Origin of the sequence: Cohnella zeiphila (assembly GCF_014212055.1) — a bacterium.
In the GTDB taxonomy this organism is placed as follows: Bacteria; Bacillota; Bacilli; order Paenibacillales; family Paenibacillaceae; genus Cohnella; species Cohnella zeiphila.
The window spans coordinates 1-14,595 of the sequence record NZ_JACJVO010000037.1 but is presented as its reverse complement, the minus strand read 5'-3'; the positions used below and the strand labels follow the sequence as shown (position 1 = coordinate 14,595).

The 14,595-nt window shown below is 60.7% G+C and carries 10 protein-coding genes; all 10 read right to left on the bottom strand.

What is annotated here, in order from left to right:
• Window positions 1–66: 66 nt before the first annotated feature.
• The 10 genes from H7C18_RS28235 to serC all read right to left on the bottom strand — a co-directional run bounded on the left by H7C18_RS28235 (window position 67) and on the right by serC (window position 14,509).
• Window positions 67–1,743, bottom strand: coding sequence for an extracellular solute-binding protein (locus H7C18_RS28235; RefSeq protein ID WP_185132485.1), 1,677 nt, complete (start codon window positions 1,741–1,743; stop codon window positions 67–69).
• 49 nt (window positions 1,744–1,792) lie between these two features.
• Window positions 1,793–2,704: a carbohydrate ABC transporter permease gene (locus H7C18_RS28230; RefSeq protein ID WP_185132484.1), complete on the bottom strand. Its 912-nt coding sequence runs from the start codon at window positions 2,702–2,704 to the stop codon at window positions 1,793–1,795.
• 1 nt (window position 2,705) lies between these two features.
• The gene (locus H7C18_RS28225) at window positions 2,706–3,614 is read right to left on the bottom strand and encodes an ABC transporter permease (protein WP_185132483.1); all 909 of its coding nucleotides are present in this window, start codon (window positions 3,612–3,614) and stop codon (window positions 2,706–2,708) included.
• A gap of 187 nt (window positions 3,615–3,801) precedes the next feature.
• Window positions 3,802–5,223, bottom strand: coding sequence for a response regulator transcription factor (locus tag H7C18_RS28220; protein ID WP_185132482.1), 1,422 nt, complete (start codon window positions 5,221–5,223; stop codon window positions 3,802–3,804).
• Window positions 5,216–7,006, bottom strand: coding sequence for a histidine kinase (locus H7C18_RS35870; RefSeq protein WP_185132481.1), 1,791 nt, complete (start codon window positions 7,004–7,006; stop codon window positions 5,216–5,218). The genes H7C18_RS28220 and H7C18_RS35870 overlap by 8 nt, the downstream gene beginning before the upstream one ends.
• Before the next feature lie 214 nt (window positions 7,007–7,220).
• Window positions 7,221–8,996, bottom strand: a complete 1,776-nt coding sequence (locus H7C18_RS28210) for a proline--tRNA ligase (RefSeq protein WP_185132480.1) — start codon at window positions 8,994–8,996, stop codon at window positions 7,221–7,223.
• 701 nt (window positions 8,997–9,697) lie between these two features.
• Window positions 9,698–11,185 (bottom strand): amidase family protein, encoded by a 1,488-nt coding sequence (locus H7C18_RS28205; RefSeq protein ID WP_185132479.1) that lies wholly within the window; start codon window positions 11,183–11,185, stop codon window positions 9,698–9,700.
• Window positions 11,186–11,216: 31 nt separating this feature from the next.
• Window positions 11,217–12,035: a hypothetical protein gene (locus H7C18_RS28200; RefSeq protein WP_185132478.1), complete on the bottom strand. Its 819-nt coding sequence runs from the start codon at window positions 12,033–12,035 to the stop codon at window positions 11,217–11,219.
• An 86-nt stretch (window positions 12,036–12,121) separates the two neighbouring features.
• Window positions 12,122–13,405 carry a serine--tRNA ligase gene (gene serS, locus H7C18_RS28195; protein WP_185132477.1) on the bottom strand — a complete coding sequence of 428 codons (1,284 nt, stop codon included), beginning with the start codon at window positions 13,403–13,405 and terminating at the stop codon, window positions 12,122–12,124.
• Window positions 13,406–13,420: 15 nt separating this feature from the next.
• The gene (gene serC / locus H7C18_RS28190) at window positions 13,421–14,509 is read right to left on the bottom strand and encodes a 3-phosphoserine/phosphohydroxythreonine transaminase (protein WP_185132476.1); all 1,089 of its coding nucleotides are present in this window, start codon (window positions 14,507–14,509) and stop codon (window positions 13,421–13,423) included.
• Between the last annotated feature and the right edge of the window lie 86 nt (window positions 14,510–14,595).

The following is a 14,595-nucleotide window of genomic DNA, read 5'->3' as shown; positions in this document are numbered from 1 at the left end:
TATAACGAGGAAAAGTCCCGCGCCTCGCGCGGAACGATCCCCATGGCTGAATCATTTTCCTTCAACTTACTTCCCTTGCTGAGCCTCGTTTGCGGTGACTTCGTCCACGGCAGCCTGCAGCCCTTTGCTGTCATAATAGCCCTTCACGATGTCGTGCCACATGGCGACCGGGTCCTGCTTGCTGAGAATGACCTTGGTGAAATCGTCGTCCGCGTTGATCGTCAGCTTGTCTTTGGCCGGCGTCGACATGGTGGAGATATCGAACGCGGTCGGAATCGCCTTGGCGTTGTCCAGCTGCCAGTTCAACTCGTCGAGCTGGAACTTGAGGACGTCGGCGCCCTGAACCGCCCGGTTCGCGTCGGTGTCTTCGAAATGGCTCGAGTCGCGCCACGCCGCCAGCTGCGAGATGATCTCGATCGAAGGATATTCCTTCTTCAGGTCGATATAGTTGTCGCCGTCCTTCGGGCGCGTAATCGTGATCTTGCCGGACGCGTCCTTCGTGTAGTCCTTGCCTTCGATCCCGTAGTCGAACATCTCCTTGCCTTCCGGCGACAGCAGCCAGTCGTAGATGCGCAAGATGCGGTCCAGCTTCTTGTCGTCGACGTCGGCGTTGATCATCGACTCCGACCAGAAGGAGATCGAGGTATGGCGATAAAGCGTGCCGTCCGTAGATGGCCAAAGGTGAAGAATCTTCACGTGATCGAAGAAGTTCTGGCCGGGATTGTTCTTCTCCCATTCCGCCTTGATGCCGGTCGGCCCGGAGATGGAACCGACGTTGAACGCGAGCGCCCCCGCCTGGTTCTGATAGAACTTCTGGTTGGCTTCCCCTGCTTTCTCCACCGCGAAGTCCGGATCGAGCGCGCCGTCCTGATACAGCTGCCGGGCTTGCGTCACGACCTGATCCATCTGCTTGGAAGCGTAATAAGGAATCCACTTGCCGTCTTCCTTCAGCCAGCCCGAATTGTCGAACTGCGGGAACGTCGGCATGAAAACGGATTTAAAATAGCCTAGCGTGTTCATGACGATACCGGTCGTGTCCTTCTTGCCGTTGCCGTCCGGATCCTGGTTGGCGAACGCCTTCAGCATCGCGTCGAACTCCTGGAAGTTGGTCGGGTCCTTGATGCCGAGTTTGTCCATCCAGTCCTTGCGGACATAAATCGCGCGGTCGACCGCCCACATGTCGGTGTTCGGATACGTCATGCGCGGAATCGCATACAGCTTTCCGTCGCGGTATACGCCTTGAACGTCTTCGGCTTTGGCCAGCTTCTCGACGTTGGGGTAGGCGCTCAGATCGTCGGGCAGCGCGTGGATGAGCCCTTGCTTCACCCAGTCGTTGTACGTAGCCGGACTGTCGTTCACGAGGCTGTTCGAGATAATGTCCGGCAGCTGTCCGGCTGCGGCCCATACCTGGTTTTTCTCTTTGTAGTTGTCCCAGCCGATGTCGACCGGCTTCAGCGTGACATTGAAGTCCTTCTCCAGCTTCTGGATGAGCTCGTCGTGCTTCTCGAAGGCGACGCCGATTCCCCACCAGGAGAGGGAGATGTCGAGATGCTCCGCATACGGATTGTCCGCGGACGCCGAGGCCGACGCAGGCGCGGAACCCGACGCGGACGGCGAAGACGAAGCCGATGCGGATGACGAGGCCGAGCCGTCGCCGGAATTGCTGCCGCAGCCGCTGAGCACCGAAGAAAGGATGAGTACCGAGAGCAAACTTGCCGAGCCGAGCAGCTTTGTTTTTCTCATGGTTTTTAGTCCCCTTAGTTGATTTTTATAATAAAAGCTTGCGCTTCTACTACCCTTTGATCGAGCCGATCATGACGCCTTTCGTAAAATATTTTTGCAGGAACGGATACAGGCAGGCGATCGGGAGCGCGCTGACGACGACGACGGCCATTTTCAGCATCTCGGGATGAAGATCGGTGTTCTGAAGCGAGATATTGGCGTTGATGCTGCTCAGCACCTGAGCGTAGTTGGTGAGCAGCTCCCGCAGCAGCGCCTGCAGCGGCAGCAGGTTGACGTTCGTCATGAACAGGACGCCGTTCCACCATTCGTTCCAGCGGTCGACCGCGTAGAACAGCGCGATCGTCGCGATCATCGGCTTGGCGACGGGCAGGACGACCCGGACGAGAATCTGGATGTCGTTGGCTCCGTCGATCTTCGCCGATTCTTCGAGCGCCGCCGGGATGGTGCGGAAGAACGCGATGCAGATGATCAGATAGAACGTGTTGACGGCCACCGGAAGCACCATGACGAGCAGGCTGTTGATCAGGTGAAGATTTTTCATCGTTAAATAATACGGAATAAGACCGCCGTTGAAAAACATCGTGAAGATGATCAGCGCCATGACGGCTCTGCGGCCGGGATAGCCGGTTTTGGACAGCACGTAGGCGCCCGTCAGGGTCACCGTCAAATTGACCGCCGTTCCGACGACCGTAACGAACACGGTGACGAGCAACGCCTTCAAAAACCTCGGTTCTTGGATAATGTAATGATAAGCGGACAAATCGACGACGGTCGGAACGAGATAGATCAGCTGCTTGGATACCGCCACCGAGTTGCTGAACGACATCAGCAGCACGTTGTAGAAAGGCAGGATCGTAGCGATGGTCAGCAGCGCCAGCACCAGGTGAATGACGATGTCGACCGGGCTTCTTTTGCCGCGTTTGACCTTCGGCTGCGCTTGTGTTTGTACCGCAGGTTCCATGTTAAACCAATCCCTCCCCGCCCAGTCTCTTGACCGCGAAGTTCGCGGTGTACAGCAGCGCGAAGTTGAGCGCGGCTTTGAACAGGCCGATCGCGGTGGATACGCCGAACCCCGATCCGTCGGCGAACGCGGACCGATAGACGTAAGTATCGATAATGTCGCCCGTGCTGTATACTCCCGGGTTGTACAAGTTGAAAATTTGATCGAAATTGCCGTTCATCGCGTTGCCGACCGCCAGGATGAGCAGAATGGCCGCCGTTCCGCGGATCGAAGGCCAAGTGACGGCCAGAAGCTGCTGGAACCGGTTGGCCCCGTCCATATAAGCGGCTTCGTAAAGCTCGGGGTTGATGCCGGCGATGGCCGCCAAGTAGATAATCGCGCTCCAACCGACTTCCTTCCAAATGTTCGAGAGGAACACGATCGCTTTGAACAGGCCGGGATTGGTGAGGAACGCTTCCTTGCCCGCTCCGAACGCCGCCAGGATCTGGTTCAGCACTCCGTCGCTGCCGAGAAAGTTGAACAGTATGCCGCTGATGATGACCCACGAGATAAAGTGTGGAAACGTAAACACGGTCTGGTAGAACCGCTTGGCTTTGCGGCCCGCGACTTCATTGATCAGAAGCGCCAGCACGATCGCCGCCGGGAATTCGAACACGATGCGCCCGAGGCTGATGACGACCGTGTTGCGAAACGCTTGCCAGAACTCGCTCTGCTTCAGCAGAACCGCGAAATTGTCCCAGCCGACCCACGGGCTGCGAAGAATGCCCTCCTTGATGTGAAACTCCTTGAAAGCCAGAAGAACGCCGTACATCGGCAAGTATTGAAACAGGACATAAAACAGCACTGTAGGCAGGAGCAGAATGTACAAATAACGGTACTTGTACAGCTCCTTCCCCCAACTCTTTTCCATTGCGTACCTCCTCGTAAGCGTTGCCATCTGCATAAATCATTATCTCTCGCCTCCTCTCCGGCCGGTATGCACGGGATTTAGGAAAATCCGGTCGCTCTCGTTCGGAACTATAAAAAAAGAAAACCTTCGGCGAAGGCTTCCTAAAAATAATCCATGGGGATTCTAAATAAAATCCATGGGAAAGCGGTTACGAATGCGCTTCCCGGAACTGCGTCGGCGTTGCGCCCGTGATTTTCTTGAATTGCCGGGCGAAGTAGAAGTAGTCGTGGTACCCGACCCGCTCGGCGATCTCTTGGAACGTGTCGTCCCCCTTCTTCAGCAGCTCGCAAGCGCGGGAGATTCGCAGCTTCGTCACGTAGGCGGTAAACGTCTCGCCGACTTCTTTTTTGAACAGTTGGCTGATGTAGCTCGGATTCATGAAAAACTGCTCGGACAAGCTCTGCAGCGACAAGTCCTCGCGGTAATGACCGGTGACGTACTGCAGGATGGAGTCGAACGTCCGGTTCCGCGGCTCCGCGCCCGCAGGCTCCGCTTGGTTCAGATCCCGGGCGGCCAGCTTCTTGAGCTCGTCCATCATCTCGAAGACGTCGGCGAACGTCTGCGCGAGCTGGTCGTAGCCGTACAGGATCGTCTCCGTCTGGCCCAGCTTGTACAAGAGCGAGACGGTCATGTTGTACACCTGGAAGGCGTGGCGGATCGACAGCGCTCCTTCCCGGAACAGCGCTTCGATCCGGTCCAGCGCGCGCAGCGCCTCCGCATCGCCCTTCTCCCGCACCGCTTCGCTCATCTCGGCCAGCGCCTGCCTTAGCTCCGCTTCCCGGAACGGGAGGCTCCGATGCGGTCCGGCCTCGCGGGCGATAAAAAAATGATACGCCAGCGCGTCGGCTTCCTCGATCGCATCGCCGATCAAGGCGGCATCGGCGATGCTGCGGCTTACCCCCACTCCCTTGACGCCCGGGGGAAGCGCTCCTTGCCAATCGTCCAAGACGGCGGAGGCGCGGCCGCTTCCAAGCAGGACGGCCGTCTTCGCGGCGCCGGTCTTGAAGACGAGGCAAGGCGCGGCCGGCCGGGGAAGCTCGCCGGTTCCGACGGAGACGACGGCGACGAAGCCGTCCGCTTCCCGCTCCAAGACGCCATGCTTGCGAAGCTCCTCGCGCAGCCGCCGGCCGCTCTCCCCGTCCGTTCCGGAATCTCCGACGAGCGAGACGAGCGAACGTTCCGAAGGCGCCTTTTTCTCCTTCAGCATCCGATCGAGACGGGTCAGCACGCCCGCAATCTCGATCTCGTCGAACGGCTTCAGGCAGTAGGCGAACGCGCCCTGGTTCATCGCTTTCTGGGCGTAAGCAAATTCCGCGTAGCCGCTCACGATGACGAAGTGGACCGGCAGAGACGCCGACCGGCCTCGCTGGATCAGCTCCAGGCCGTTCATCTCCGGCATGCGGATGTCGGTGAAGACGACGTCCGGCTCCAGCTCGGAGATCGCCTCCAGCGCCTCCGCGCCGTTGCGGGCTTGCCCGACGACCTCGAAGCCGTGGAGCCGCCAGTCGACCAGGTCCTTCAGGCTCTCCACCACCCAGCTCTCGTCGTCCACGAGCAGCACTTTATGCATGTTCCTTATCTCTCCTCTCCGAGATCGTCAGCACGACGCGGGTTCCTTCTCCCGGAACGCTCTCGATCCGCAGCCCGCTGGCGTCGCCGTACATCATTCGAATCCGGTTGCCCACGTTCACCAGCCCGATGCTTTTCTTCTCCCCGGTATCCAGCAGGTCCGCGAGAGGCTCCGCGAGCCTGGCGCGAATCGCTTCGAGCCGGTCCGGCGGCATGCCGACCCCGTCGTCTTCCACCCGTACGATCAGCGTCCCCGCCTCATCCACGTCCGCTCCGATCGTCAGCGCGCCCGGCCGAATCGTCGGTTCGAAGCCGTGATACACCGCGTTTTCGACGAGCGGCTGCAGGATCATTCGCGGGACGGGGAAGGACGCCGCTTCCTCCGACACTTCATAGCGAACCTCGAAGCGGTCTTCGAACCGGATCCGCTGAATCGAGACGTACGATTCGACGATCCGGATCTCCTCGCGGAGCGGCACCCGGTCCGCTCCTTTGATGCTGTAGCGGAAGATCGTCGACAGCGAGCGGGTCATCGTCTTGATCTCGGCCTGCCCTTTGACGACGGCCATGCCCGTGATCGACTCCAGCGTGTTGTACAGGAAGTGCGGATTGATCTGGCTGCGGAGAAAAGCGAGCTCCGACTTGCGCTTCTCGATCTCGGTCCCGTAAAGGGCGGCGTTGGTCTCCAGCAGGCTCTGCGTCAGCCGCTCGATCTCGTCCAGCATCGAGTTGAATTCGGCGGCCATGATGTTGATCTCCAGATATCCTCGCAAGGACAGCCGCTTTTTGAATTTCGGCAGCTCTCCTCGCTTGACGCTCGTCATGAAGAAAACCATTTTCCGCAGCGGACGCAAAATGTTGTTGATGATAAACGTGAACGGAATCGCCAGTACGATCAGTCCGATGCCGAGCATGACCAGCTCTTCCCTGCGGATGTCGACCAGCTCGCGCAGCAGCTCGTTCTTGGGCGCCATGCTCAGAATCGTTCCGTCGATGTCCGGAACTTGCTCTTTGTCCATAACGTACGTCTCTTTGTTCCACTCGATCATCTCGTTGCTGCCGCTCTGGTCGATCTTCGCGAATTCCGGCAGCTTGCTCCCCGGATCCAGTTCCGTATTGCTCGTGATGATGCCGCCTTCCCGGTCGAGCAGGTAAATCTCCGTGTTCGTCTGGCGCTGCTGGTAATCCTGCTCTCCCGCAAGCGCTTTCGGGTTGAGAATAAAAAACAAAGTCCCGATGTTCCGGTTGAACATGTCCCCCTGCTTCACGTAATAGATCGAGGTGGCGAAAATCATCTGCGGCTGGGAGCTGAACAAAGTGCCGAACGTCCGCATGCCGACATAATAAGCGTTCGCCTTCGCGGGAAGGTCGGCTTTGAGCGGATCTACGTAATAATTGGCCCCGCTGAGGTCCAGCCACGAGCCTTGGTTGCCGGAAAGCACGATGTCCAGAATGCCTTCCTTCAGCTCCTTCTCGTTCGAAAGCAAGCGGCTGAGCCGCTGGATCATCTCGAAGTCGGCGTTGCCGCCGCTGTCGCTCAGAAAGCTCTGCACGTCCTCATTGTAGGCGATATCCTGCATCAACCGCTGAATCACGTCCCGGTTGGACGTGACGTTCTTGCGGATCTCGGAGACGGTCTGTTTCACGTACTGCTCGTGATTGCGCGTAATCATGCCCGACATGACGGAATAGCTGTAAAAGATAATCAGAAGAATGACGATGACGGTGAACGCCGCAAGCATCAACAGCTGCGAGCGGATGGACAACTTGCGGAGGAAACCCACGGCTGCTCCTTCTTCCTATTCCGTCGGATTGACCGGCTAAGTACTTTATTATTGCGTTCGCGGGCGGGAGGCGTCAAGGGAGAGAGAGGAGGAATGCCGGTACCGGAAAATGATTACATGTAACTGTATAAGTTACACCGTGGATGGCTCATCATTACTGCCTAGCGCTCAAAACGGCCTTTCGGCAAACCGCTTTGCCGAAAGGCCTTGACCGCTACGAAACGTTCCTCCTCGCCTGGATTCGATCGGCCGCCTCCTCCGCGGTCACCACCGCGCTCTCCGCTTGATTCCGCTCCTTGTACTCCACTAGCCCCTCGCCGGCTTGCTTGCCGATCACGATCCGAATCGGTATGCCCAGCAGATCCGCATCCTTGAATTTGACGCCCGGACGCTCCTCCCGATCGTCCATCAACACTTCGACGCCGCTGTCCGTCAGCGTCCGGTACAAACTTTCCGCCGCTGCCATTTGCACCTCGTCCCGCACCGAGACAGGGACCACGTGAACGTGGAATGGAGCGACGGCCCAGGGCCAGATAAGACCCGCCTCGTCGTGATGCTGCTCGGCGACGGCGGACAACAAGCGGGATACGCCGATTCCATAGCAACCCATGAGAACCGGCTCGACTTGCCCCTCGGGATTCGTGAAAACGGCGTTTAGCTTCGCGCTGTATTTCGTGCCAAGCTTGAAAATTTGGCCGACCTCGATCCCCCGGTAGAACCGCAAGCTGCCCTCGTCACACCTGGGGCAAGCGTCGCCCGCCTGCGCCTGCCGGAAATCGCCGACCGCGTCGAGCGGAAAGTCCCGTCCCGGACGAACGTTGCGAAGATGCCAGTCCGGCTCGCCCGCTCCCGCAATGCCCAGGTTCATCGCCGCCACGGCATGATCGACGAGCAGCGGCAGCTTCATGCCGACCGGCCCCAGATAGCCGACGGGGCAGCCCGTCAGCCTAGCGACGGTCTCTGGATCGGCCAGCTCCAGGCTGGCCGCGCCCAGTCGGCTGCGGACCTTGATCTCGCTGACCTCGTGGTCGCCCCGAACGAGAATGGCCACGGCTTTCCCGTCCGCAAGCGCCACGATCGTCTTGATGATGTCCTGCGCCCTCGCTCCCGCCGCTTCCGCCAGCTGCTCGACGGTCCGGCTTCCGGGCGTATGAATTTTTTCCGCGGCAGGGGCCGGCTTGGCTGCTTTCCCTTCTTCCGGTTCCTTTTTTTCCGGTTTCCTTTCTTCCAACTCTCCTTCTTCCGGTTCCTCTTTTTCCGGCACCGCGGCTCTCGCTTCCGCCTTTTCCAGGTTGGCGGCATATCCGCAATGACTACACGTCGCGATCGTATCCTCGCCAATGTCGGCCAGCGCCATAAATTCGTGCGTGCCGCCTTCCCCGCCGATCGCGCCGGCGTCGGCTTCGACGGCTCGCACGTCCACCCCGCAGCGCCTGAAAATGCGCTCGTACGCCTCATGCATCCTCCGATACGTGTCGCCGAGTCCGTCCCAACCCGTATCGAACGAGTACGCGTCCTTCATCAGAAACTCCCGCCCCCGCAAAAGACCGTACCGGGGCCGCCGCTCGTCGCGAAACTTCGTCTGGATCTGATACAACGTCATGGGCAGCTGGCGGTAGGAATGAAGTTCGTCGCGGACGAGGGCGGTCACGACCTCCTCATGCGTCGGGCCGAGCGCGAACTCCCGGTCGTGACGGTCGCGAAGCCGAACCAGCTCCGGTCCGTACGCTCCGTACCGGCCGGATTCCTGCCACAGCTCGGCCGGCTGGAGCGAGGGCATTCGCAGCTCTTGGGCGCCCGTTCGATCCATCTCCTCGCGAACGATCTGTTCCAGCTTGCGAAGCACTCGCCAGGCAAGCGGCAAATACGTATAAACGCCGGCCGCCGTCTGGCGGATCATCCCGGCGCGCAGCAGCAGCCGATGGCTGGCCGCCTCCGCTTCGGACGGCGCCTCCCGCAAAGTCGGGGCAAACAACGAGCTTTGACGCATGATGAACAGCCTCCTCGTAAGGTAATGACGTTAAAGGGTAATGACGTTAAAGCTTTCCGGCCCGCAGCGCGCAGCGTTTCTGCGGCGTACGGCCCGCGAGCGGGCCGGCGACGGCGCGGCGGCGGGACGCGAAGCATCCGAGCAGGCGGTCTCACTCGCTAACGAAACCACGCGATCTTATTTGGCGAAAAAGAGGGAGGTTTGCATTCTAACGAATCTTAGGAGGCTTATTGGCCTGTTTGATCCGTTAAACGGCCAACATTTGCCCGAATAAAGTCTCCTCGTTTCGTTACGTTTGACACACCCTCGATTTTGCCGAAATAGCGCTGCTGAGATTCGTTAGCGGTTATGCTCGCTCCTCGCAAGCCTTCCGCCGGGACGTCTGACCCCGGAACACTTCAAAAATAAGCAAAAAAACGCACTCGTCAGGGACGAATGCGTTCGTGGTACCACCCTTGTTCGACCGTACGGCGCGCGCCGACAGTCCTCATCGGATAACGGGAAGGATTCCCGGCAGCGGATACTGGAGTTTTCCCCGCCGCAGCTCGCCGGATGGGAACCGTACCCTCGCGTCGAGAGACCTTTCAGCCTGCGGGTCTCCTCTCTGTCCGACCGATCGGGAACGTGCTTTCCGGGTCATGGCCATTGATGCGCGATACGCGCTTTGATTGGCTGTAATGTACGCTATTTTACGATGCGTGTCAAGTGTTCATGAGCGCCGGAGCCCGACGGTGCCGCGTCGCCTGCTCGAAGTCGTACGCCAGCTTGATCAGCGTCGGCTCGCTGTACGCCGTTCCGACAAAGGTGATCCCCTGCGGCCCTTTCGTCGGACAGCCGTCCGGCGGCGTCACACCCTTATGTGCGTAACCGGCCGGCACCGTCAGGCTCGGGTAGCCCGCCCTCGCGGCCAGATCGGAGCCCCCTTCGTCGCCCGGAAAAAGCAGCGCATCCAGCCGATGCTCCCGAAAAGCGTGATCGATCCCCTGCTCCCGGGCCGCCATCACGCTTTGCGCCAAGCTGTTCCGATAGGTCGCTTCGGCCAGCGTGCCGCTCGTCTCCTCCGCCCAAAGCAGCGTACCTTGTCCGTACTTCAACGCGCGATCCGCGTTCCGTTCGTTGAAGGCGATCACGTCCCGCAAAGAGCGGACCGGCGATTCGGGGCCCAGTCGGGCCAGATAGTCGTTGAGTCCTTTTTTGAACTCGTGGCGAAGAACTTCCGCATCCCAATCGGCGGATTCGCAAGGCAGCGAGACCGGGTCGACGACGACGGCGCCCCGCTTGCGAAGCACGGCGATCGCTTCCTCGGCGATCTCCATTCTCTCCTCGTCCAGCTCCCGGTAATAGAACCGGGGGATGCCGATCCTCGCCCCTCTCAAGCCGTCCGCATCCAAAAAAGGCGTATAATCGCGATGAGCGCGGTCGGCGTCAAAGCTCGCGGCGAGGTCTCGATCGTCCGCGCCCGCGAGAGCGCCGAGCAAGATGGCGGCGTCGGCGACGGTCCGGGAGATCGGGCCGGCCGTGTCTTGGGTATGCGTGATCGGGATGATGCCGAACCGGCTGACCAGCCCTACCGTCGGCTTGATTCCGACGGAGAAGTTCTGGCACGCCGGGCTGATGATGGAGCCCGACGTCTCCGTGCCGACGGCCGCGGCGCACAGGCTGGCGGCAACCGCGACGGCCGAGCCGGAGCTGGACCCGCCGACGAACAGTTCGCCGGGCCCGTAAGGGTTCACCGTCTGGCCTCCGCGCGAGCTGTAGCCGGCCCACATCGTCCCCGACATGAAGTTGGCCCACTCGGTCATGTTCGTTTTGCCCAGTAATACGGCCCCTGCCTCGCGCAGCCTCGCAGCGACGAAGGAATCTTCCGGCGCAACGGATTCGGCCAAAGCGAGGGAACCCGCGCTCGTATGCATGCGGTCTTTCGTGTCGATGTTGTCCTTGAGCAGAATGGGAATGCCGTGCAGCTTCCCCCGGCTTCCCGTCTCCCGTCGTTCCCGGTCCAGCGCCGCGGCAATCTCGAGCGCGTCCGGATTGATCTCCAGAACGGAACGGAGAAGCCCGTCGTGTTTGTCAATCCGCTCCAAATAGCCGCGTACGAGATCGACGGCCGTCATCTCGCCCGCTTCCATGGCGCCCTGAAGCTTGGGGATATCGGCCTCGATCAGCCAATCGCAATCGAACGGTTTCATGGATGGCGGCCTCTTTTCCGGAACTGCGACTTTAGGAGCCTTCCTTTTGCATTTTGGCGGGATTGTTGATCTTGTAAGGCACCGGGTGCTTCGTCAGCTTCTTGGCGATGACCTTGGCCTCGAACGTGATCGTATCCCCGACGTTCAGCTCCCACTTCTTGACGGTGGCGCTGTGGCTGGACCACGCATCGCCCAGCTCGGTCTCCGAGTCCAGAATGGAGACGGCTTCATAGATGACCACTTCGTCGTCGTTGTCGGAAAAGTGGTTCGGAACCGTCGTAAACTCCTTGACGGTCGCAACGAGTCTTACCTTTTCCTCCGGGAGCTGGACTTTGGACGACTTCGATCTTTTGGCGGGCTTCGGCTCCGCAGGCGTCACCTGGGCCTCGGCCTGCGCGGGCCTTTCCTTCTGAACCAGTGCCCCGTCTTCCTCGAAAACCTCGATCTCTACGAGAGCGTCGGTCTCTGCGGGAGCCTCGGAGACGGCCTCCGCTGCCGACGGGACCGTCTCGGCCTGTGCCGCCTCCTCCGCCGAAGACGCATCCGCCCCTTCTTCGGAATCCGCCGCGGCCGCGCTCCTGCGCCCGAAGTTCGCCGCCTGCATCTCCTTCAGGTAGGCAGGGTGAATGCAATGCCGCCGCCCGTCCGCGAATTCGAGCACGGCGGTCATATCATCGACGTAGCCGACAATCTCGCAGGGCTCGTTTCTGCCGTACCCTTTGTACAGGAACGTTTTGGACTTGGCCGCTTTCTCCGATAGCAGCCCCCATTCCTTGCACTTGTCGATCTGTTCCATCTCATCCGCAAATGCGGTATACGCGATCGGCTCGATGACGAACGAGTAGACCATCTAAGCTCCGTCCTTTCTCTTACTGATCTGTTAGGAACAGTGTACCATGTTTTGCGGACATCCGCCGCTGTCCGTCGCTCTTCCGTTCATGTCAGCGGCCGAAGCGCCTCGACGCCGCCCAGATACGGGCGTAGTGCCTGAGGCACGCGGACGGAGCCGTCCTCGCGCTGGTGATTCTCCAGCAGAGGGATCAGAATGCGCGGCGTCGCGATCGCCGTGCCGTTCAGCGTATGCGCGAATCGGAGCTTTCCGTCCGCGTCCCGATAACGGATTCCTGCCCGGCGCGCCTGAAAATCGAGCACGTTCGAGACGGAGTGCGTCTCGCCATAAGATTGCCTGCTCGGCATCCACGTCTCGATGTCGTATTGCTTGTGCGTCTTCTGCGACAGGTCGCCGGCGCACACGGCCACGACGCGGTAAGGCAGCTCCAGCATCTCCAGGATGTCCTCGGCGTTGCGCAGCATCTCTTGCAGCAGCCGTTCGGAGAGGAGAGGATCGGCGGCGCACAGCGCCACCTGCTCTACCTTTGCGAACTGGTGCACCCGGTACAGCCCGCGGACGTCGCGCCCGGCCGAGCCGATCTCGCTGCGGAAGCAATTGGAGGCCGCCCCCAGCCGGATCGGCTCCTCCAAGTCCACGATCTCACCCGCGTAGTACGACACCAGGCTGACTTCGGAAGTGCCGACCAGATAACGGTCTTCATCCGCCAGCGCAAACGTCTGGTCCCGTCCCGTCGGAAAAAAGCCGGTATGAAGCAGCGCCTCGCCCCGAGCCAGCAGCGGAACTTCCAACGGCAAAAAGCCGCGCCTCGTCACGACGTCCAGCGCAAGCTGCTGGACCGCGCGATGGAGTTGGCAGCCCCATCCCTTCAGCACATAGCTGCGCGTTCCCGCGATCTTGACCCCGCGCGGAACGTCCAGCAGGTCCAGACGCTCGGCCAGCTCGACATGATCCTTCGGCGCGAAGTCGAAGACGGGCGGTTCCCCGACCCGCCGGATCTCCACGTTGTCCGCGTCCGACCGCCCGTTCGGCGTGTCGCCCGACACCGGGCTCGGCACGAGCAGCATCAGCTCCCGGCACGTTCGTTCCGTCTCCGCAAGATCCGCCTCCAGCTCGCCCAGCTTTTCGTTCGTCTCTCCTACCTGCCGCTTGAGACGCTCCGCTTCCTGCCGTTCGCCGTTCCGAACCAGGGCGCCGATTCGCTCCGACGTCCGGTTCCGTTCATGCCGCAGCCGCTCGATCTCGCCGAGGAGGCTTCTCCGAAGCTCATCGCGTTCCAGCAGCGCGCGGATCGAGACGGCGATTCCTTTGCGCTCGGCCGTCCACTGCAGCAGCTCCGCATGCTCTCGAACAAACGCCATATCCAACACGGTTCGCCCCTCCTCTCAGCCGAATTTTCGCCGAAAATCGTTCATCCAGGCAGCCAGCTCCCGGCAAGCCTCAACGGGAACCGCATTGTAGATCGACGCGCGCAAGCCGCCGACGCTTCGGTGACCCGCCAGTCCGGCCAAGCCGCCGCGCTCCGCCTCGTCCGCGAACTTCCGTTCCAGCGCCTCGTCCGCGAGCCGCCACGTCACGTTCATCGTCGAGCGGAACGGCGGCTCCACGATTCCCCGGTAAAATCCGTCGCTGTCGTCGATCGCCCGGTAGAGAATCGCGGCCTTCTCCTCGCCCCGTCTCTCCATTTCCGCGACGCCCCCCTGAGCCTCCGTCCAGTCGAGCATCAGCTTCATTACGTAGATGGCATGAACCGGAGGCGTATTATAAAGCGATCCATGTTCCGCAAACGTCTTATACCGGAAAATGGCAGGAATACGCTCGTTGCCCGACTGCAGCAGATCGTTGCGAATGACGAGGGCGGTCACGCCGGCAGGCCCGAGGTTTTTCTGGGCGGCGGCGTAGAACAGGGAGAATCGGCTCCAGTCCAGCGAGCGGCCGAGCAGGTCGCTCGTCATGTCGCCGATCAGCGGCACGCCTCCGGTGTCGGGAAGCTGCCGGAACTGCGAGCCTTCGATCGTATTGTTCGTCGTCATATGCAAGTACGCGGTGTCCGGTTCCAGGTCGATCCCGCTTACGTCCGGCAGGCGGCTCCAGCCGCTCGCTTTTCCGGTGGCCGCCACGGCGGCCTCTCCCACCGTCTGCGCCTCCCGGTAGGCTTTCTCCGAGAAGCTTCCCGACAGCACGTAGCGCCCGACCTTCCCCGGCCCGAGAAAGTGGAGCGGCACGAGCGCGAACTGAGCGCTGGCTCCCCCTGCCATCAGCAGCACCCGGTAGTCCGCGGAGTTGAGGCCGATCAGCCGCAGCAGAGTCTCTTCCGTCTGACCGACCAACCGTTCCACTTCCTCGCTCCGATGCGACATCTCGAGCAGCGACATGCCCTTGCCATCATAGTCGACCAGCGTCTCCCGCGCCCGCTCCAATACCTCCAGCGGCAGCGCCGCCGGCCCCGGGTTGAAATTCCATGCTCGCTTCATGCTCCTCCGTCCTTCCTGTTCTCATGGGATTGCTAGAGTGAAGGGCTGAAAAATTTCAGCCCCTCCTCATCAAACCGTACGTGAGG

What these genes read in the sequence shown, in the direction of transcription:
- H7C18_RS28235 (WP_185132485.1), bottom strand. Translation starts at nt 1,743, where the DNA reads ATGAGAAAAACAAAGCTGCTCGGCTCGGCAAGTTTGCTCTCGGTACTC.
- H7C18_RS28230 (WP_185132484.1), bottom strand. Translation starts at nt 2,704, where the DNA reads ATGGAACCTGCGGTACAAACACAAGCGCAGCCGAAGGTCAAACGCGGC.
- H7C18_RS28225 (WP_185132483.1), bottom strand. Translation starts at nt 3,614, where the DNA reads ATGGAAAAGAGTTGGGGGAAGGAGCTGTACAAGTACCGTTATTTGTAC.
- H7C18_RS28220 (WP_185132482.1), bottom strand. Translation starts at nt 5,223, where the DNA reads ATGCATAAAGTGCTGCTCGTGGACGACGAGAGCTGGGTGGTGGAGAGC.
- H7C18_RS28210 (WP_185132480.1), bottom strand. Translation starts at nt 8,996, where the DNA reads ATGCGTCAAAGCTCGTTGTTTGCCCCGACTTTGCGGGAGGCGCCGTCC.
- H7C18_RS28205 (WP_185132479.1), bottom strand. Translation starts at nt 11,185, where the DNA reads ATGAAACCGTTCGATTGCGATTGGCTGATCGAGGCCGATATCCCCAAG.
- H7C18_RS28200 (WP_185132478.1), bottom strand. Translation starts at nt 12,035, where the DNA reads ATGGTCTACTCGTTCGTCATCGAGCCGATCGCGTATACCGCATTTGCG.
- serC (WP_185132476.1), bottom strand. Translation starts at nt 14,509, where the DNA reads ATGAAGCGAGCATGGAATTTCAACCCGGGGCCGGCGGCGCTGCCGCTG.